This window comes from Victivallis lenta, from assembly GCF_009695545.1.
Classification (GTDB): Bacteria; Verrucomicrobiota; Lentisphaeria; order Victivallales; family Victivallaceae; genus Victivallis; species Victivallis lenta.
The window spans coordinates 119,055-137,988 of sequence record NZ_VUNS01000011.1 but is presented as its reverse complement, the minus strand read 5'-3'; the positions used below and the strand labels follow the sequence as shown (position 1 = coordinate 137,988).

General features: G+C 67.2%; 18 protein-coding genes. All 18 read right to left on the bottom strand.

The window, feature by feature from the left end; translation table 11 throughout:
- Genes cobU through FYJ85_RS11605 form a run of 18 tightly spaced genes read right to left on the bottom strand, consistent with a single transcriptional unit; the run spans position 1 to position 18,934 of the window.
- Entirely contained in the window at positions 1–534 is a 534-nt protein-coding gene (cobU, locus tag FYJ85_RS11690) for a bifunctional adenosylcobinamide kinase/adenosylcobinamide-phosphate guanylyltransferase (RefSeq protein WP_106054372.1), read from the bottom strand.
- Positions 524–1,108 (bottom strand): histidine phosphatase family protein, encoded by a 585-nt coding sequence (locus FYJ85_RS11685; RefSeq protein WP_106054371.1) that lies wholly within the window; start codon positions 1,106–1,108, stop codon positions 524–526. The genes cobU and FYJ85_RS11685 overlap by 11 nt, the downstream gene beginning before the upstream one ends.
- The gene (cbiB, locus tag FYJ85_RS11680) at positions 1,096–2,070 is read right to left on the bottom strand and encodes an adenosylcobinamide-phosphate synthase CbiB (protein ID WP_106054370.1); all 975 of its coding nucleotides are present in this window, start codon (positions 2,068–2,070) and stop codon (positions 1,096–1,098) included. The genes FYJ85_RS11685 and cbiB overlap by 13 nt, the downstream gene beginning before the upstream one ends.
- Positions 2,067–3,461 (bottom strand): cobyrinic acid a,c-diamide synthase CobB, encoded by a 1,395-nt coding sequence (locus FYJ85_RS11675; RefSeq protein ID WP_206213130.1) that lies wholly within the window; start codon positions 3,459–3,461, stop codon positions 2,067–2,069. Before FYJ85_RS11675 ends, cbiB begins: the two co-directional genes overlap by 4 nt.
- Positions 3,445–4,194 (bottom strand): precorrin-3B C(17)-methyltransferase, encoded by a 750-nt coding sequence (cobJ, locus tag FYJ85_RS11670; protein WP_106054368.1) that lies wholly within the window; start codon positions 4,192–4,194, stop codon positions 3,445–3,447. The genes FYJ85_RS11675 and cobJ overlap by 17 nt, the downstream gene beginning before the upstream one ends.
- Positions 4,187–5,983 carry a precorrin-4 C(11)-methyltransferase gene (cobM, locus tag FYJ85_RS11665; RefSeq protein WP_154418701.1) on the bottom strand — a complete coding sequence of 599 codons (1,797 nt, stop codon included), beginning with the start codon at positions 5,981–5,983 and terminating at the stop codon, positions 4,187–4,189. The genes cobJ and cobM overlap by 8 nt, the downstream gene beginning before the upstream one ends.
- On the bottom strand, positions 5,980–7,215 hold the full coding sequence (cbiE, locus tag FYJ85_RS11660; RefSeq protein ID WP_106054366.1) for a precorrin-6y C5,15-methyltransferase (decarboxylating) subunit CbiE: 1,236 nt from the start codon (positions 7,213–7,215) through the stop codon (positions 5,980–5,982). Before cbiE ends, cobM begins: the two co-directional genes overlap by 4 nt.
- Positions 7,212–8,276, bottom strand: coding sequence for a cobalt-precorrin-5B (C(1))-methyltransferase CbiD (gene cbiD / locus FYJ85_RS11655; RefSeq protein ID WP_154418699.1), 1,065 nt, complete (start codon positions 8,274–8,276; stop codon positions 7,212–7,214). Before cbiD ends, cbiE begins: the two co-directional genes overlap by 4 nt.
- On the bottom strand, positions 8,273–8,938 hold the full coding sequence (locus tag FYJ85_RS11650) for a precorrin-8X methylmutase (protein WP_106054364.1): 666 nt from the start codon (positions 8,936–8,938) through the stop codon (positions 8,273–8,275). The genes cbiD and FYJ85_RS11650 overlap by 4 nt, the downstream gene beginning before the upstream one ends.
- Positions 8,938–9,468 carry a cob(I)yrinic acid a,c-diamide adenosyltransferase gene (locus FYJ85_RS11645; RefSeq protein WP_154418697.1) on the bottom strand — a complete coding sequence of 177 codons (531 nt, stop codon included), beginning with the start codon at positions 9,466–9,468 and terminating at the stop codon, positions 8,938–8,940. The genes FYJ85_RS11650 and FYJ85_RS11645 overlap by 1 nt, the downstream gene beginning before the upstream one ends.
- On the bottom strand, positions 9,469–12,003 hold the full coding sequence (locus FYJ85_RS11640; RefSeq protein ID WP_235903181.1) for a cobyric acid synthase: 2,535 nt from the start codon (positions 12,001–12,003) through the stop codon (positions 9,469–9,471).
- The gene (locus tag FYJ85_RS11635) at positions 12,003–12,989 is read right to left on the bottom strand and encodes a nucleoside recognition domain-containing protein (RefSeq protein ID WP_154418693.1); all 987 of its coding nucleotides are present in this window, start codon (positions 12,987–12,989) and stop codon (positions 12,003–12,005) included. Before FYJ85_RS11635 ends, FYJ85_RS11640 begins: the two co-directional genes overlap by 1 nt.
- Positions 12,986–13,681, bottom strand: a complete 696-nt coding sequence (gene cobI, locus FYJ85_RS11630) for a precorrin-2 C(20)-methyltransferase (RefSeq protein WP_206213128.1) — start codon at positions 13,679–13,681, stop codon at positions 12,986–12,988. The genes FYJ85_RS11635 and cobI overlap by 4 nt, the downstream gene beginning before the upstream one ends.
- On the bottom strand, positions 13,678–14,943 hold the full coding sequence (locus FYJ85_RS11625; RefSeq protein WP_154418689.1) for a sirohydrochlorin cobaltochelatase: 1,266 nt from the start codon (positions 14,941–14,943) through the stop codon (positions 13,678–13,680). Before FYJ85_RS11625 ends, cobI begins: the two co-directional genes overlap by 4 nt.
- Positions 14,940–15,731, bottom strand: a complete 792-nt coding sequence (locus FYJ85_RS11620; protein WP_106054358.1) for an ABC transporter ATP-binding protein — start codon at positions 15,729–15,731, stop codon at positions 14,940–14,942. Before FYJ85_RS11620 ends, FYJ85_RS11625 begins: the two co-directional genes overlap by 4 nt.
- Positions 15,721–16,731 carry a FecCD family ABC transporter permease gene (locus FYJ85_RS11615; RefSeq protein ID WP_106054357.1) on the bottom strand — a complete coding sequence of 337 codons (1,011 nt, stop codon included), beginning with the start codon at positions 16,729–16,731 and terminating at the stop codon, positions 15,721–15,723. Before FYJ85_RS11615 ends, FYJ85_RS11620 begins: the two co-directional genes overlap by 11 nt.
- A complete protein-coding gene (locus tag FYJ85_RS11610) occupies positions 16,728–17,657 on the bottom strand; it encodes an ABC transporter substrate-binding protein (RefSeq protein ID WP_154418687.1) in 930 nt (309 codons plus the stop codon). Before FYJ85_RS11610 ends, FYJ85_RS11615 begins: the two co-directional genes overlap by 4 nt.
- Entirely contained in the window at positions 17,654–18,934 is a 1,281-nt protein-coding gene (locus FYJ85_RS11605; RefSeq protein WP_154418685.1) for a radical SAM protein, read from the bottom strand. Before FYJ85_RS11605 ends, FYJ85_RS11610 begins: the two co-directional genes overlap by 4 nt.

Here is an 18,934-nt window from a genome sequence, read left to right as displayed (position 1 = left end):
TCATTTGATCCTTTTTGCAATACCGGCCACGGTAAAATAAACTTCATCGGCGGCGGCGGCGACAATCTGCGCACACCTCCCCGAAAGATCGCGGAAACGACGGCTGAGCGGCGACTCCGGCACGATGCCGAGCCCGACTTCGTTGATGACGAGAACACAGACCGGCGGCCCCTCACGCAGCGCGGCGACAAGCTCTTCCGCCTTCCGCGCCATGCCGTCCTCGGAGAGTCCCGGGTCTTCGAACAGAAGGTTGTTGATCCAGAGCGTCAGGCAGTCGATCAGCACGGCTCCGGCATCCTCCGCCGCCGCGAGGCGGACCGCTCCGACGAGATTGCGCTCCTCTTCAATCGTGGTCCAGTTCGCAGCTTCGCGGCGAAGGCGGTGGCGGCGGACCCGGTCGGCCGTCTCGTCGTCGAGGACCGGGCAGGTGGCGATGTAAAACGGATTCCCTTCCGACTGCAGCACCAGCCCCTCCGAAAAGCGGCTCTTTCCGCTGCGGGCGCCGCCGGTGACCAGGACAATTCTATTCGACATGATGCAGCTCTCCATTTTCAAATTCAAACACCGTGAGCGATCCGCGCGGCGGCAGCACCTCGTGCTGGCGCGAAACCGGCAGATTCTTCCAGACCGAGATCAGCCGCATCAGCACGCCGCCGTGAGTCACGACCGCGACGGCCGGGGACGGATCGGCCAGAAGTTCGCGCCCGAACGCATCGACCCGCGCGGCAAACGCTGCGAACGACTCGCCGCGCGGAAACACCATCTTTTCAGGCTCCTCGGCCCAGATGCGCAGCTCCTCCGGCGACGCTTTCCGTGAAATATCGTCGAACGGCAGATTCTCCCACTCGCCGAAATCGATCTCGGCGAGGCGGCGGTCGAACCGCGCCTCCGCGCCGGAAGGCATCACCAGCTCCAGCGTCTCGGCCGCGCGCCGCAGCGGACTTGCGAAAAATCTTGCGGGCGACAGGGCCGCCACCCGTTCCCGCAGCGCCAGGCAGCCGGCGCGCCCCGACTCCGAAAGAGGCGGATCGGTAATGCCGATGAACCGCCCCCGGTACGCATCCCCGACTTCGCCGTGCCGGATCAGCAGAATTTTCATTGCAGACATAAGGCTCCGACTCCCGTGACAATTGCCGCAAACACCAGAGCGGATACGACGGCAAGCCGTTCCGCCCGAAGCAGATCATTCGGCCTCAGCACCGCCCGCCCGTTTCCCCAGTACGGATACGCCTCCGCCTCCCCGCCGTAGACGGTCGGGCCGCCGAGCCGGACGCCGAGCGCCCCGGCGAACGCGGCCATGCCCCAGCACGAATTCGGGCTCGGGTGGTCGTTCCGGTGGCGGATTCCATCCCGGAGCGCCGCGCCGGAACGCATGCCGCAGAACAGCGCGCCCAGAGCAACGGCAAACAGCGTCAGCCGGGCCGGAACGAAATGCAGCACGTCGTCCGCCCGCGCCGCAATCCGGCCGAAATGCAGATAACGCGCGTTTCGATATCCCCAGCAGGCGTCGAGCGTATTGGCCGCCCGCAGGAACACGGCGCCCGCAGCCGCACCGGGGAGGCCGCCGAAGAGAAAGCCCAGCACGGCGAAGAATACCGCGCTGTTCACCGCGTCGATCAGGTTTTCTCCGAGGCTCTCGATGCCGCCGCGCACGATCTCCGACTCCCCGAGCGCCGCGGTGTCGCGGCTCACGATCATCGAGAGCGCCCGGCGCGCCGCAGCCGGCTCTCCGCGCAAAAGCGGGCGGCGGATCGCTTCGGCATGCGAAACGAGGCTGCGGAGCGCGATGGTCAGATAGACGATTCCGGCGGCGGCAAACAGCCCCGCACACGGATGAACCGCCAGCAGCAATCGCACGAGCGCCCAGGCGCCCGCCGCCGTGCTGCCGGTCATCAGCAGCCAGCCGATCAGACCGGAACCGACGCCGTCCCCGGCCGAAGCCCGGCAGAAACGCTCGACCTCTGCGGCGGCGGAACCGAACAATGCAACCGGGTGAAACCGCCCGTGCGGATCTCCCAGCAGCGCATCAAGCACAAACGCGAGCACAATCACGGCAAACAGCATCGTCATCGCCTCATGCCCTCCGCAAACGCCGCCGCGGCGGCCGGGTTCGACCCGAAATACAGATGGATATAGCTGCCGCAGACGTTTCCGCGCGCCGAACCTGCCGGACGCACGTTCCCGCGCAGATCCTTCGCGGCAAACAACGGTTTCCCGCCCGGCTCCGCCACCAGCGCCGAATAGTGGAACTCGTGGCCGCGCAGCCGGGTCCCGGCCGGACCGAACACGGTATCGGAAACGGTTTCGACCTCGCGGTAACCGAGCGAAGCGAGCCTGTCGCGCATGACCGCCTCGCCCGGCAGCAGACCGAGCAGCGGATGACGGACACCGTCAAAACCGGTCAGCGCCTCGAGCAAATAGAGGTAGCCGCCGCATTCGCCGTAGACCGGACGGCCTGACGCGGCGAAACTCCGGATCGAATCGAGCATGGCCGCATTCGCCGCAAGCTCCTGCGCATAGAGCTCCGGGAAACCGCCGCCGAACCAGAGTCCGTCGAGGTCGCCGGGCAGCTCCGGCTGGCGCAGCGGCGAAAAGCCGACCGGCTCGACGCCGAGCTGCAGCAGAAGATCGAAGTTCTCGCGATAGTGGAAATTGAAAGCTTCGTCGCAGGCCACGCCGAGGCGCAGCTCCGGCTCCGGCAGCGGTTCGCGCCGGCACGGCCCGGACTCCGGCAGCGGTTCGCGCCGGCACGGCCCGGACTCCGGCAGCGGTTCGCGGGTCAGCTCAAGAAGCCGGTCAAGGTCGACGGCTCCCCCGACCGTATCGCCGAGCAGGTCGAGCCATGACGCTTCGAGCGTACCGGTGGCGAGGCCGAGGTGGCGCTCCGGCAAAGTCAGCCGTTCGTCGCGCGGCACGCCGCCGAGCAACGGCGGCAGCCCGGCCGCCGCGAGCGAACCGCGCAGCAGTTCCGTATGCCGCGCGGAGCCGACGTTGTTCGCGATCACCCCCGCGATCCGGACGGCCGGATGCCATCCGGCAAAACCGCGTACAAGCGGCGCAATCGACCCGGCCATGCCGCGCGCGTTGACGACGAGGATGACCGGCAGTTCGAGCAGCGCGGCGATCTCCGCGCTGCTGCCTTCGAGCGCGGCCGCCGCATTCCCGTCGAAGAGCCCCATGACCCCCTCGACCACGGCGGCATCCGCACCGGCCGCATGACGTGCGAAGCTGCTGCGGACCCCTTCCGCACCGGCCAGGAATCCGTCGAGATTGACCGAGGTCCGTTTCGCAGCCTGCCGGTGAAACAGCGGGTCGATGTAATCCGGCCCGCATTTGAACGGCGCAACCGTAAGGCCGCGCGCGCCGAACGCACGCAGGATACCGAGCGTCAGCGTGGTTTTTCCGCTGCCGGAATTGGTCCCCGCGATCAGGAAACGCGACATGCTACGCTTCGAACTCATGTTTCTCCCGGTAACCGCGGCGGCAGTAGAAACGGCCGTCCCGGACGATGGTTGCGGAGTTGCCGATGATGACGATCGTGGTCATCCAGACATGTTCAAACGGAAACGTTCCGAGCGTGGTCAGCTCGATTCGCTGCTTATCGCGGCAGGCGTCATGAATCAGCGCGCAGGGCAGATCCCCGCCGGCGTCGCGGAAAACGGAGACCGCCTCTTCGAGGAGTTCATGGCGCCTGGTGCTGCGCGGGTTGTAGAGCGCCGCCGGCATATCGCAGGAGGCGACCGCATAGAGCCGCTTTTGAATCAGCTCTTTCGGCGTCATGAGATCCGACAAGCTCAACACCGCGAAGTCGTTCATGAACGGCGCCCCGATCAGCGCCGCCGCCGCCAGCGCCGCCGTGATGCCGGGGACCACCTCGATCTCGACGGAACGATAGCGTTCGAGTTCGGTCAGTTCGAGCAGCAGTCCGGCCATGCCGTAGACCCCGGCGTCGCCGGAGGAGACCACCGCGACCGTCTCTCCGGCCAGCGCGGCTTCGAGCGCCTCGCGGCAGCGCGCGATCTCCTGCCGCATCGCCCCCGGAATCAGCCTCTTCCCGTCGAGCAGCTCCCGGATCTGATCGAGGTAGAGCCGGTAACCGGCCACCGCCGTACACTGTTCGAGCACCCGCCGGGCCTGAAAAGTCAGCAGCTCCGGGCTGCCGGGCCCGATGCCGACCGCAAATACTTTACTCATCCGCCTTCACCTCCGCAATCGCCGCGGTCACACACTCCGCCGCGGCCTTTTCCGCCACCAGAACCGCACCCGGCCCGGCGGCCAGCAGCGCCGCCGCTTCGGAAACCGACCGGATGCCGACATGCTCCTCCGCCATGCGGGACGGGTTCGGAACCTCGACCGCATTCAACTCATCCGCACCGAAGAACCGGAGCTCCCGGCCATGCTCCGCCGCAAAGGCGAGCAGCCCGGCTTCCTCCCGCTTCAGCTCCGCCGTGCCGATCGAAACGAGCTGCTCCCAGTCGATGCCATAGCGGGCCAGAAGAGCCGAAACGGCCGCTTCGATCCGCTCCGCCGGAACATTCCGGCGGCAGCCGACGCCGAGCGCATACCTCCGCCGGACCATGCGGAACACGCCGCCTCCCGGCAGCTTCACCGTGATGTCCGGCGTATCGGCCGCGAGATGAAAACGCGGATTCCCGGCGTAGAACTCCTCGTAGAGCGCGCCCGGCATCTCAAGCTCGAGCGGAACACCGTCGAGCAGCGCCGAAGCGGCCCGCTTCAGCGTTCCCGGCGTCACGATACGGTAGCCGCGCCGCGCGGCGAGCTCGTCGAACGCCATGACCCCCTGCACGTCGGTCGCCGTCGTGACGACCGGCCGGCCGCCTGTGATGCGCGCCACGTCGGCCGCAAGCCGGTTCGCGCCGCCGAGGTGCCCCGAAAGCAAGCTGACCGCGTAGTTCCCGGCCTCGTCGCAGACCACCACGGCCGGGTCCGAACTCTTGCTCCGGCAGAGCGTCCCGATATGGCGGACGACGATTCCGGCGGCCATGACCATGACCAGGCCGTCGTACTCATTCCACGCCCGGCCGAGCGCGCCGGCGAAATCCCCCTCCGGGTAGGTGACCAGCCGCGCGGCATGGACCGCGCCGGCATGCTTTTCGGGCAGGATCACCATCGCCTCGTCCAGCCCGGCCGCGATCTCGGCCGCTTTGTGCGCGGCGGCGGCGGTCAGCGCGAAAATCGCGGTGCGGCCGCGAAAACCGTCGCTCTTCCGTGCCGCGCGGAATCCGGTCGAAAAGCTCTCGTCATAGAGCTTCGACAGCGCGCCGTCGCGGCCGAGCACACGGCCGACCACGATCATCGCCTGGCGCTTGATGCCGGCCTCCCGGACCCGGCCTGCGATATCGTTCAGCGTGCCGCGCACGATCTTCTGGTTCGGCCAGCTCGCGCGGTAGACGACAGCCGCCGGAGTCTCCGGCGGCAGCCCGGCGGAAGCGAGCTTTTCGACCAGCCCGTCCAGATCTCCGGCGCTCAGGTAGATGCAGAGCGTCGCGCCATGTTCCGCGAGGCGTTCGAGGGCCTCTTTTTCCGGCACCGGAGTACGCCCGGCCATGCGGGTCAGGATCACGCTCTGCGAAAGCTCCGGCATGGTCAGCTCGACCTTCAGCTCGGCCGCCGCCGCAAACGCGCTCGAAACCCCCGGAACGACTTCGTACGGGATGCCGAGCCTGTCGAGCTCGCGGAACTGCTCGGAGACCGCGCCGTAGATCGCCGGGTCCCCGGTATGCAGCCGCACGACCCGCTTCCCGGCCCGGCAGGCCGCCGCCATGATCTCGATGACCTCCGGCAGAGAGAGCTTCGCACTGTTGACCAGCTCGGCCTTCGCGGCGCGTTCAAGCAGTTTCTCATTGACCAGTGAACCGGCGTAGACGACCAGCTCCGCCTCGTCGAGCGCGGCGGCGCCGCGCAGCGTAATCAGGTCGACCGCGCCGGGACCGGCCCCGACAAATGTGATTTTTCCGTTCATGACAACCTTGTTTCCTTCTCCGGCTTGCGGTAGACCGCGATCGTGATCGGGTTCTCCGCCCGCAGCAGTGTCTGGCCGCCGAGGGGTTCCCCGCGGCTGATGTTGACGGTCAGAAGCTCGCACCGATACGGGGCGAGCGCATTCACCAGCGCCGCAGCACTCTCGGCCAGCACGGCCGTGGCGACGAGCACGCCGCCCGGACGCAGCCGGGCGAAAGCGGCGGCAAGAATCTCCGGCAGCTCCCGGCCGCCGCCGCCGACGAAGACCCGGTCCGGTTCCGGCAGCTCCGGAATCCGGTCGGGCGCGCTTCCGGCATGGGCATGGAGATTCCGCAATCCCTCGTGCCTGAAATTGGCTTCGAGTTCCGCCAGCCGTTCCGGATTCCGCTCGACGGCGTGGACCTCAAGCTCCGGACAGAGCCCGGCCGCTTCAAGCCCGACCGAACCGCTCCCGGCGCCGAGATCCCAGAGCACCCCCGGGACGGGCCGCAGCTTGGCCAGCACGATCGCACGCACCTCCGGGTGGGTGATCATATTCTTCGAATGCCGGTATGTGCCGTCCGGCAGCCCAAGCGGCAGCTCCGGAACCGGGGCAGTCCGGTCCGGCAGCAGCGCAAGCATCGAAAGCGAACACTCCGCCGCGGCGTCGGCCGCCACGCTTTCAAGCGTCCCGGCAGCGATATATTCACCGTCGAGCCCGAGATTGCAGCCGGCCGCGGCGCGCCGGCCGGCGGCGGCGGGAAAACGTTCAACAAGCTCCGCCGCAATCGCGCGGGCGCTCCGCTTCGCATCGCCGTACACCACGGCCAGCGGCGAACGCAGCAGCGCGCGGAACGGCAGCGAAGCCGCATCGCCGTGCAGCGAAAAGAACCGGGCCCGCTCCCACGGCTCCCCGAGCCGCGCAAAGAAAAGCTGAAACGCCGTCGGAGACGGCAGAAAACGAAGTTCCGCTCCCGGCGCAATCCGCCGCAGCGTGCCGCCGATGCCGCAGCAGAGCGGGTCGCCCGAGGCGAGAACCGCCGTCCGGCGGCGGCCGCGCGCCGCCAGTCCCCGTTCAAGCGCATCGACCAGGCCGGCGCCGAGTTCAACGCATTCGGCCTTCTCCGGAAGAAGCGGCGCGGCGGCCGCAAGCAGCCGTTTCCCGCCGAACACCAGCTCCGCACCGCGCAGAATCTCCCGCGCCTCTTCGGAGAAACCGGAGCCGCAGCAGCCGATCACATATACCGGATTCATCGAAGCCGCCTCCCTTCGCTGTCGTAGAGCGCGAGCACAATCCGGGTGTCGCCGGCCCACTCCTGCAGGACCTGCCGGGCCCGTTCGTAGACCGCATCGAGAATTTCGCGGTAACGCTCCGGCGTCAGGCGCGAGGCGAGTTCCCCCATCGTCTCCATCTCCTCCAGCGGCAGGCCGTCGAGCCCGATGCCGAAATCGCGCAGCTGCGACAACATGAGCCGGTTCCGGTGCGCGTGCGTGTTCCAGAGCCCGCACGCATATTTGAACAGCTTGCCCGCCATGCAGCCGACCACCAGCGTCTCGAGTTTCGCCGCGGCCGCCGCACGGACCGCGATGCGGATGAAATCCGCAATCGGCACGATCCCCTCCGGCACGAGCTCCGGGTAGTCGCGCCGGACCGCCCCGGTCGTCCGGTTGCCGGTCGTCAGCGCTGCCATGCGGCCGCCGTTGGCGGCGATGCTCCGCAGCTGCAGCACGATCGTTCTGGCATAGGCCGCATTCGAGAACGGGCGGACGATCCCGCTGTGCCCGAGAATCGAAATTCCGCCCTCGATGCCGAGCGACGGATTCAGGGTCTTCCGGGCGATCTCCTCCCCGCCCGTGACCGATACGGAGAGGAGCAGCCGCTCGCCTTCGCGGCGGCCGAAACCGGCATGCGCCATGTTCTCGGCCAGCATGCGGCGCGGCCCGGCGTTGATCGAGCTTTTGCCGACCGGCAACGCCAGGCCGGGCCGGGTCACCCGGCCGACCCCGGCGGCGCCGCGGACGACGAGCGTTCCGCCGCCGCACGGTTCGACATGGTCGGCCTCCGTCTCCGGTCCGTCGAACGGACAAAGCGTCACCGCGACTTCGCAGCCGCTGGTCACATCCGGGTCGTCGCCGCCGTCCTTGACGACCGCGGCGCCGTCCGGCCACCGCCGCGCGATCGGAATGTCGAGCGTTCCGCCGCCCGGCAGCAGAATCGCGACCCGGTCGCGGAGATCGAGATAGGCGGCGACGGCCGCCGCCGTCATCGCGCTCCCGGTCGTGAAACCCGACCGCAGTTCCCCGGCCGTCTTCATTGCAGCTCTCCCTCCATCATGCCGTGCAGCGCCGCAACGGCGAGCGGACTGCCCCCGCGACGGCCGTTGATCCGCACAAACGGGATATCGACCAGATCGAGCAGTTTTTTCGACTCGACCACATTCACAAAGCCGACCGGCATGCCGACGATCAGCGCCGGAACGACGCCGCGTTCGACCGCGAGCCGGACCACGCCGGCCAGCGCCAGCGGCGCGTTGCCGCAAAGGAAAACCGCGCCCTCCAGCTCCGGCGCATGCAGTTCGACCGCCGCGAGCGCGCGGGTGATGCCGCGCGCGGCAGCGTATTCCCGGACCTCCGGATCGGCCACCGGGCAGAGGATCGATTCACGCTCGTACCCCGGGAAAAAACGCTTCAGCTTCGGAATCGAGAGTCCGGATTTGATCATGTTCGAATCGGAGTAGATCCGGGCTCCGCGCCGCAGCGCGGCGAGGCCCGCCTCCACCGCCCCGCCGGAAAATTCGAGCTCCGGCAGGATCGAAAAATCGGCCGTCGTGTGGACCAGCCGCCGGGCGACGCGCCACTCGGCGTCGGAAAAACGGCCGCGCATGCGCGGATCGGCTTCCGCATCGATGCGGCGGAAACTCTCGCTTTCGATCGCGCCGCCGTCGCGGTCCCAGACGATGGAGTCAAAAGGATTCATCAGTAGTCCAGCCCCTTTCTGGCGGGTTCCCCGTTCAGGAACGGATGCCTGACCGCACGGATTTCGGATACGAGGTCCGCAATCTCCAGCAGTTCCGGCGCGGCACCGCGCCCGGTCACGATCACATTGAGCCCGGCCCGCCGTCCGGACAGGGCGGCCGCGACCTCCGCCGCATCGAGATAACCGTGGCGGACTGCGATATTCAATTCGTCGAGAATCAGAAGTTCGCCGTCGAAGCCGCGCAGCAGCTCCTTCGCCCGCTCCCAGCCGGCTGCGGCGGCGGAAGCGTGGTCGCCGGGCCCCTTCGTGAGCCCGAGCCCGCAGCTCTCGAACATCATCCCCGGAACATATTTCCGGAAAAAGTTGCGTTCCCCGGTCGGCCGTCCCCCCTTGATGAACTGCAGCACGGCCACGCGCCACTCCCAGCCGAGCGCACGAACCGCGATCCCGAAGGCGCTCGAACTCTTTCCCTTTCCGTCGCCGGTCAGGTTCAGCAGCAGCCCCTTCGTCCTGTCCTCTTCCTTCAGCATTCAGCGCACCCCCAACTCTCTGTACAATCCGTCGATATCGACACGGCTGCGGACATGCGCCGCCAGCCGGTTCAAAGCCTCCTCCACGCCGTACGAGGCCGTAACGCCTCCCTTCGGCGCCCATCCCTTCTTCCGCCGCAGGCCGTCGAGCCAGAGCCGCCGGAAACGGTCGTCATCGAAAATGCCGTGCAGATAACTCGCAAAGAGGCCGCCGCGTTCGAAACCGATCATGCGCCCCTCCGTATCGCGCATGATTCCGAGTCCGGGCCCGGTCGGCACCGTTTCGCCGTGATGAATTTCGTAACCTGAAATTTCCGTGCCGTCCGGCCGGAATCCGCGCGTCCTCCGCAGGGTCTTCCTTCGGCGCATGACTGTCTCGAGCGGCAGAAGGCCGAGGCACCGCACCTCGCGCTCGGCGGATTCGATCCCGTCCGGGTCAAGCAAACGCTCTCCGAGCAGCTGGAGCCCGCCGCAGATGCCGGCGACCGCAACGCCGCTCTCCGCCGCTTCGGCCACCTTCGCGGCAAGCCCGCTCTCCCGCAACCGCGCGAGGTCGGCCGCGACGCTCTTGCTGCCGGGCAGGATCACTGCATCCGGCGCGCCGAAATCGGCCGGCGACGAAACCTTGCGCAGCGTCACATCCGGCTCGATCTCGAACGGCGTGAAATCCGTGAAGTTCGCGATGTACCCGAGCCGGATCAGCACGATGTCAAGCGTCTTCGCCTCCTTCTCCGCCGGGCGGACGAACGAGAAGCTGACCGAATCCTCCTCCGGCAGCCCGAGGTCCCGCTGGTAGTCGATCACGCCGCGCACCGGCCGGCCGGTCATGCGCTCGACATATGCATGCGCATCGGCCAGCAGCGTCGGGTCGCCGCGGAATTTGTTGACCAGAAAGCCGGAGAGCAGCGCGCGCTCCCACGGCTCAAGCGTCGCGTAGGTGCCGACGAACGAAGCGTAGACCCCGCCGCGGTCGATATCCCCGGCCAGCAGGACCCGCGCGCCGGCATGGCGCGCCATGCGCATATTCACCAGGTCGCCGCTTTTGAGGTTGATTTCACCGGGGCTGCCCGCTCCCTCGAGCACGATCACGTCATGTTCGGAGGCGAGCGAATCGTAGGCCTTTGCGACCTCGCCCCAGAGCTCCGGCTTGCGCTGGAAATATTCGCGCACCTTGAAGTTGCCGATCGCGCGGCCGTTCAGGACGACCTGGCTGCCGAGATCGCTGTCCGGCTTGAGCAGGATCGGATTCATCCGCACATCGGGGTCGAGGCGACACGCCTCGGCCTGCACGGCCTGCGCACGGCCGATCTCTCCCCCGTCCGGCGTCACATACGAGTTGAGCGCCATATTCTGCGCCTTGAACGGAGCGACAGAAAAACCGTCTTCAAGCAGAATCCGGCAGAAGGCCGCCGCAAGCACGCTTTTCCCGGCATTCGAGCAGGTTCCCTGCAGCATGAGGGCCGGCGTCTTCCGCTTCTTCGGCAGGTACGGCCCCTTCCCCCGCAGGGCCGCCAGCAGCCGTTCACGCTCCTCCGCGGGGCGCACCGCAACGCGGCAGAACTCCGGCCCGAGCCCCGGATAGGCGGCGCAGCTCCGCAGCGCGATGCGGTGCTCCGCCAGCAGCCGTTCCGGCAGATCGGCGCAGGGCGCCCGGAACAGCAGATAGTTCGCGCAGGACGGATAAGTTTTGAAACCGGGCAGGCCGTCCAGCCCGGCGGCCAGTTCGCCGCGCAACCGCTCCGTCTCCCGGCGGGTTTCTTCCGGAAATCCGCCGGGCAGCGCCAGCAGGAACTTCGCCGTTTCGACGGCGGGCGCGGAGAGCACCCACTCCCCCTGCCGCGCCCGGAGACGAGCCATCAGCTCCTCCGGCCCGCTCATCGCCCCCATGCGGAGCCCCGGAACGGCGTAGATTTTCGTGAACGAACGGCTGACGACCAGATTCGGCAGCATGACGCCCGCCAGCGACTCCGCCTCGCCGTAAAATTCGATGAACGCCTCGTCGATGAGAAACAGCGCTCCGGGATGAGCCGCGACGAACGGCTCGAGTTCCGCGCGCGGCAGCGCATAACCGGTCGGATTGTCCGGGTTGCCGAGAATGACCAGATCTCCCGGCTCGACCGCGTCGCCGAGCCGCGCCGGATCGAGGATGAAGTCCTCCTCCTCCCGCAGCCGGAATTCGACAACCGGCAGACCGCCGTTCCGGCACGCCTCCGCATACCCGAGATACCCCGGCGTCACAATCAGCGCCCGCTTCGCGCCGGTGAGCGGCGGCAGCAGGTTCAAAAGCAGGTTCGACCCGTTCCCGGCGACGATGCGCGCCGCGGGGAGGCGCCACCGCTCCGCCAGCATCGCAACCAGCGACTCCGCATACGGCTCCGGATATTCCCCGAGCCGGTCGAAGCTGCGGAAGCAGGGTTCGAAAACGCCGGGCGGAGGCCCGAGCGGATTCAAATTCACGCTGAAGTCGAGAATTTCCCCGGGTTCGCACCCGGCCAGTTCCGCCAGTTTCGCAAGGTTTCCGCCATGTTCGATCATCACTGCAATCTCCATAAAATCACGACCGCCGCCGCAGTCAGCACCATCCGCGTGCCGACGCCGGCCACCGCGATCACCGCGCCGTCACAGCGCGGATAGATTCCCATCGAAACCGGCAGACCGCGGCGGACCAGGCGCGTAAACCCGTTTAAAATATTGCCGACCAGAAGCGCAATTACAAGCTGAATTACGGTAATTTGCTGTTGTTTCAGCAATTCAGCAGCGGTGCCGGACGAGGCGAGCAGCCCGCCGACGCGCGAACCGATCACGGTCAGCGCGGCGGGCGACAGGAACGCCTCGAAGTTTTTCGGCGCCGTGAAATTCAGCCAGCCGTGCCGGATCGCACACGAGGTCCACAGGTAGAACGGCACGGTCAGCAGCAGCAGCCGGACGAGAAAGCTCCAGGCCCGGCGCCGCACCTTGCGCCGGACCTCGCTCCACGCGAGCGGCGGAGCGGCAGCCGCGACGCCTCCCGCGGGCACCCTCCCGCGCGCCAGCCGGCGGGAGAGGACGAGAAAAACCGACAGCGCCGCCGCCATGATCGCGAACGATACCGCAAAGTAAAGCACTCCGGCCCGCCCGAGAATGCCGATGACCGGAAGCGCCAGATAGCAGGTGAACATGAAAGCCGACGGAACCGAGTTGCAGAGCGCCCCGAGAATCATTTCCCGGCGGTCGATGGCCCCTTCCTTCCGGCTGTCGGCCAGCATCAGCGCCGCGACGTTGCCGGAGGCGAAGGAGGCGACGAAGGCGAGCGCGCACGGCTCCGGCAGCCGCGAAAAACGCATGAGCGGCCGGACCAGCACCGCAATCCGGTGCAGCCAGCAGCGGTATTCAAGCACCCCGGCCGCAACGCAGATCGCCAGCACCATCGCAATGATGCCGCCCAGCGACAGGAACGCGCGCGGCAGCTCTGCCGGCGGCGTGCATGCCACGGCGCCCGCCGTCGCAGCAACTGAGAGGATGATGCCGGCGCGCTTCTTCACTTCTTTACCGCGAGCATCGACAGATACGCCTCCGGCAGAGCGTCGATCTCATCCCGCCGGGAGCTGTACGTTTCGTTGTCCAGCCCGAGGTTCGCTCCGTAGAGCACCCGGGCCTCCGGCGGCAATGCTTCGAGCAGCCGGTTCCGCGTCCGGTAGGTCTTGAGCAGCACGGTCGTGCTGCACTCCGGCAGTTCCGGCGCTTCTCCCTCCGCGATCGAGTAGCTCGGCACGATGCGCAGGATTTCGCGATCCTCGCAGAGCGGTTCACCGCACTTTGCGGCGAGCGCGCTCCAGGAGTTCACGCCGGGCACGATTTCGAACGCGAGGCCGGGGTCGAGCCGGCGGAGGCTCCGCAGCAGATAGGAGCAGGTGCTGTAAGTCATCGGGTCTCCGATCGAGACGAAGGCGCAGTCGGCGCCGCATGCGAGTTCGGCATGGATCGCGGACGCATGCGCGTCGATCCGGGCAAGCCGTTCGCCCCAGTCGGTGGACATCGTGAATTCAAGCTCGACGAGCTCCGCCGTGATGCCGGGCAGCGCCGCGATGACCGCCCCCGAGACGCTCCTGTCCGACTGGCGCGAGGCGACGGCGTAAATCCGGCCGACCCCCTGCAGCACGCGGAGCGCCTTCAAAGTGACGAGCTCCGGGTCGCCGGGACCGAGCCCGACACCGTAAAACATTCCTTTTTTCATACCAGCTCCGCAAAGTAGCGCGCGACGGCCGGATTCTCCCCGAGACCGTGCAGAACGCATTCCGTTTCATATCCGGCCGCTTCGAGGCGGCTTTTCCACGACTCCGGCCCGTCGCCCGCCATATCGTTCAGCGCATGGTCGCCCGCGACGAGCATGAACGGGACCAGGCGGACCCGTTTCCCCCGGAGTTCCGGCAGCACCGGGTCGAAGGAGGGCTCCCCCTCGACGCAGGCCAGATGCAGCGCCGGGTCGAGCCCGGCAAGTTCCGACGCGGCCGCCATGTACTGAAAATCCGAACGGCCGCCGGCGTGGCCGTGGCCCATGAAGAGCACACATTCGTCCGGCGCGCGCTCCGGCAGCCCCGCGAGCACCGCACCGAGAAAGCGCCGCAGTCCGGCCCGGTCCGACAGCGGCGGCCGTGTGACGCAGAGCTCCAATTGCGGGCCGAACGCCGCAGCCTCGCTCCGGACCTTGTGATATTCCTCCCCCGCCGACAAAAAGCCGACGACGAGATTCGCGGCCGCATACCCTTCGCGCACCAGGCGCATCAATACGCCCGACAGCGACGGCGCGGCGGCGGCGCACTTCGAACGGACCGCGTACGAGGTGCAGGCCCGGAAGAGCGGCAGCTCCGGGTGCCGTTCGCGCATCGCGTCTTCGATCGCGCGATAGGAGGCTTCGGCCCCCGGCACGGTGCTGCCGAACACGGCGAGCACCTGCGCCCGCTTCGGCGGCTTCGCCGGGCGCGGCGGCGCGTTCCGCAGCTTCTCCGCGGCGGCCCGGAAACGGTCGGCGGCGATGCGGAGATCCGTTTCGTCCGGATGCTTCATCGCTTCGGCGACGCGCGCCTCGCGCCCGGCGTCCCAGGCGTGAGGGGAATCGGCCGGGCGGCTCTTCATCCGCGCGAGGTGTTCGGGCGTGTAACCGCCCTGGCAGATGAATTTCACCCGCGTCGTGCAGTTTTCCAGCAGTCCCTCGGCGCGCCCCATGCAGAGGAAGGCGTGTTCCGAATCGGGCCATGCGCCGAGCGTCATGAAAAGGCCGACGTTCTTCCGGCGGCAGCGTTTCATATAGCTGCGCAGATCGCCGTCCGGCCAGCCGCCGTACACGCCGAACCCGAGCGCGATGAAATCGAAATTCTCCGGCGGCGGCGCATCGGCGGCCGCCGCAAGAACGCACTCCGGCCCCAGCGCCGCCGCAATCGCCCGGGCGAGCTTTTCCGTATTGCCGCTCCGGCTCGTGTAAACCACCAGGCATTTCATCTTTGATCCTCCTTTACGCTTCCGGTCGGAATGCAGTAGGGGATGCCGTCCGTTCCGGTGCTGATTTCCGCTTCGATGCCGAAAATATCCCGCAGGATTTCCGGCCGCAGGATCTCCGCCGGAGTTCCGATGTGACGGATCTTCCGCTCCTTCAGCGTAACCAGAATATCCGAACAGCGCGCCGCGAGATTCAGGTCGTGCAGCACCATCAGCACCGTAATGCCGAGCCGCCGGTTCAGGTCGCAGACCAGTTCGATGATGTCGAACTGACAGCGCACGTCGAGAAACGTCGTCGGCTCGTCGAGCAGCAGGAACCGAGGCTGCTGCGCAAGCGTCATGGCGATCCACGCCCGCTGGCGCTCTCCGCCCGACAGCGTGCCGACCGGACGGTTGCGGAACGGCTCGAGCCGGGTCAGCTTCAGCGTCTCGTCGACCACCGCGCGGTCATCCGCACTCAGCTGCCCGAAGCCGCGCCGGTGCGGAAAACGGCCGTAACCGACCAGTTCGCCCACCGTGATCTCCCCCGCAGCATGGTGCAGCTGAGGCAGGATCGCCATCTTCCGGGCCAGCTCGGTTGTGCCGTAGGAGCGGATCGCCCTGCCGTCCAGCACGATCTCCCCGGCGCGCGGTTCGAGCAGCCGGCCGATGACCTTCAGCAGCGTCGATTTGCCGCTGCCGTTCGCGCCGACCAGCGTCAGGATGCCGCCCTCCGGGACGGTCAGGTCGACGCCGTCGAGCACGAGCTTGCCGCCGTAGCCGGCTGAAACGGATTTCACATCAAGCTTCATAGCTGTGCCTCCTCAACAGCCAGAGAAAGAAGGGCGGCCCGAGCAGCGACATGATGACGCCGACCGGCAGTTCGGAAGGGTCCATCGCCATGCGGCCGACCGTGTCGCAGCCGACCACCATGATTCCGCCGAACAGCGCCGAGGCCGGAATCAGGAACCGGTTGTCGGAGCCGATCACGATCCGGACGATGTGCGGAGCGATGAGCCCGACGAAGCCGAGCAGTCCGGCCACGCTGACTGCCGACGCCGCCAGCAGCGCCGCGACGGCGAGCAGGAGGAAGCGTGTCCGCTCGACCCGCATGCCGAGCCCGGTCGCAACCTCATCGCCGAGGGTCAGGATATTGAGTTTCTGCCCGAGCATCAGCGCGACGGCGAAACCGGCCGCCATATACGGCGCGACCTGTTCGATCTGCGGCCAGCTCCGGGCCGAAAGCGAACCGATCGTGAAATCGAGCACGCCGCCCGCCTTCTCGGCGTTCAGAATCAGGATCGTGCTGCTGAACGCGCCGAGCATGGCCGATACCGCCACGCCGGCCAGAATCAGCCGCACCGGGTTCACGCCGCGCTTCCAGGCCAGCAGATAGACGAGTACCGCCGTGACCAGCGCCCCGCCGAACGCGGCGGGAACCAGCAGATAACCGAACTGCGGCAGCACGAGCATGACCAGAATACCGCCGAGTCCGCCGCCGGCCGAAACGCCGATGATCCCGGGCGACGCGAGCGGATTGCGCATGACCCCCTGCAGAATCGTGCCGGCCGCGGCAAGGCTGCCGCCGACCAGCGCGCCGAGCAGGATGCGCGGCAGCCGGATATTGAAGATGATCTGGCCGTTGATTCCGTCCGGCCGGTTCCAGAGCGTCCCGACGATCTCCGCGAAAGTCAGTTTCAGCGAACCGAAGCGCATGCTGACCAGCATGACGAGCGCCAGCAGCGCCAGCAGCGCGAAGTTCACCGCAAAGCGGCCGGCAGTCGTGCGGAGAGAAGAAAAAACGCGCGTCATTTATCCTCCCATCCCGGATAAAGCAGCTTCGCCAGATAACGGAACGCCTCCGGATAGCGCGTGCCGGGCTGATACAGAAACAGGTCGGCGGGCAGAAAGTGGACCCGCTTCTCCTTCTCGGCCTTCAACGCCTTCCACGCCTCCTGCGACATGATTTCACGCCGGAACTTCTCCTTCAGCGCCTCGGCATCGCCCATGGTGACCACCAGAATCACATCCGGATTCTCGACCAGCAGCCGCTCGAAGCTGAATCCGGCCCGGACACCCCGGATGCCGGAAGCGATGTTTCCGGCGCCGAGCATCTTCAGCATGGTTCCGGTATTCGATTCGTCGCCCTCGAGCTTGAACCCGTGGGTCGCGGCGAAGACGATCGCGGCGGAAGGCGGCGGCAGGGCGGAAACTTCACGGCAGACGGCGGCGACCTCGTCCGTGATCCGCTTCCCCTCCGGGTGCGCGGCAACGGTCGTCCCGTTCAAACGGCAGAAGAGGTCGAGCAGACCGGAGAAGTCGGTGTAGTTGCCGCACTCGAGCAGCACCGTTTCGACGCCGGCCCGGTTCAGCACCTCACTTACCGCCCGATGCTTCTCGAACTTGTCGAGCAGCAGCACAAGGTCCGGCTTGAGCGCAAGCACCTTTTCGGGATTCGGAGTGGTCAGGCCGCCGACCACAGGGAGCTTCCGCGCCGCCTCGGGAAGCGCCTCCCGGCTCCGGACCAGCGGAATGCCGACCACCTTTCCTCCGGCCGCGTACCAGACCTGAACGAAAGAGGCGTAGCAGGCCACCACCCGCTCCGGCTTCTTGCGCAGGGTCACCGCCTTTCCGTCCGGCTGGCGGAACACGACCGCCCCGGCACTCTCCGAAAGCACTTCGGCAAACAAACCGCAGAGCGGCAGCAGCGCCGCAGCCAGCAGCAGAACCCGTCTCATGAATACGCCTCCGCTATTCGTTCCATCAAGTCCGACGCCATCTCCCGATGCGAAAAATTCGCCCGTTCGGTCAACGCGAATCCTCCCCCCGGCTCCGCCGTCAGGAATCCGCGCTCCGCCCAATGTTCCGCCCCGCTCCGGACGGCAGTTTCGACCCGTTCCCGGACCGTGGCCGGAGCGGCGGCCGCCACCCGGCCCGGAAAAATCCGCATCGGGCGGTAGATCTGCCCGGCCAATTCGCCGCAGGCCGCGAAGTCCGGCGGCAGCAGCCCGGCGCTCTTCACCGGCTTCCTCCCGGCGGAAACCAGCTCACGGTAGGACCGGAACTCACTGTGCTGCATAAAGCGGCGTCCGGCCAGGCGGCCGACCGCCTTCATGCCGAACTGCAGACAGACCTGTTTCGAGCTCGAAACCGTGTTATTCAGATTCCGCTCCCGCGCCTCGAACGCGAAGTGGACCGGAGAAATCCGCACAGCCCCGGCCGAACGCATCGCCTCCACACCGGCCAGATGCATCGCATAGGCCGTTTCATCGTCCGGCACCGGCGGCAGTTTTCCGGCGCGGATCGCCGCCGCAAGCGGCAGGGTGTCCGAAACTTTAAGCCGGTAGAGGTCCAGCCCCGAAACCCGGGTCGCGGCAAGCAGCGTCGCAAGATCCGCCTCCCACCGGGCTGCCGTCTGCCCCGGCAGGGCGTAGAGCAAATCGATGACCAGCGAAAATTCATTGATCGCCGCCAGCGCTTCGAGCCGCCCGAGAATCGCGCGGCGGTCCGAAACCCGCCCGAGCCTGCGCCGCAGTTCCGTGTCGAAGGTCTGGATTCCGATCGAGAGCCGGTTCGCGCCGTGTGCGGCAAGCCGCCTGGCCTTTTCCGGTTCAAAACCGTCAATCCGCCCCTCGACGGTGATCTCGCAGTCGGCCGCGAGGCGGTAATTCTTCCGCACCGCGTCAAGCAGCGACACAAGCGACTCCGCGCCGAGGTCGCTCGGCGTACCGCCTCCGAAGTAAACCGCGTTGACCGGAAAACGCCCGGCAAGTTCTCCCCACCGCTCAAGTTCGAGCCGCAGGAGCCGGACATACTCCGCCGTCTCCTCTTCTCCCGCGCCGCCGAAATAAAACGGGCAGAACGGGCAGCGGCTCCGGCAATATGGAATATGGATATAGAGCGTCCGCCGCGTGGCGGTGTCGGCCGCCAGCGCCTCCTCCCACACCCGGGGCGGCTCCGGCAGCTCCCGGCAGGGGAACCCCATCATGCCGCGCAGTACCGTCTGCTTCATCAT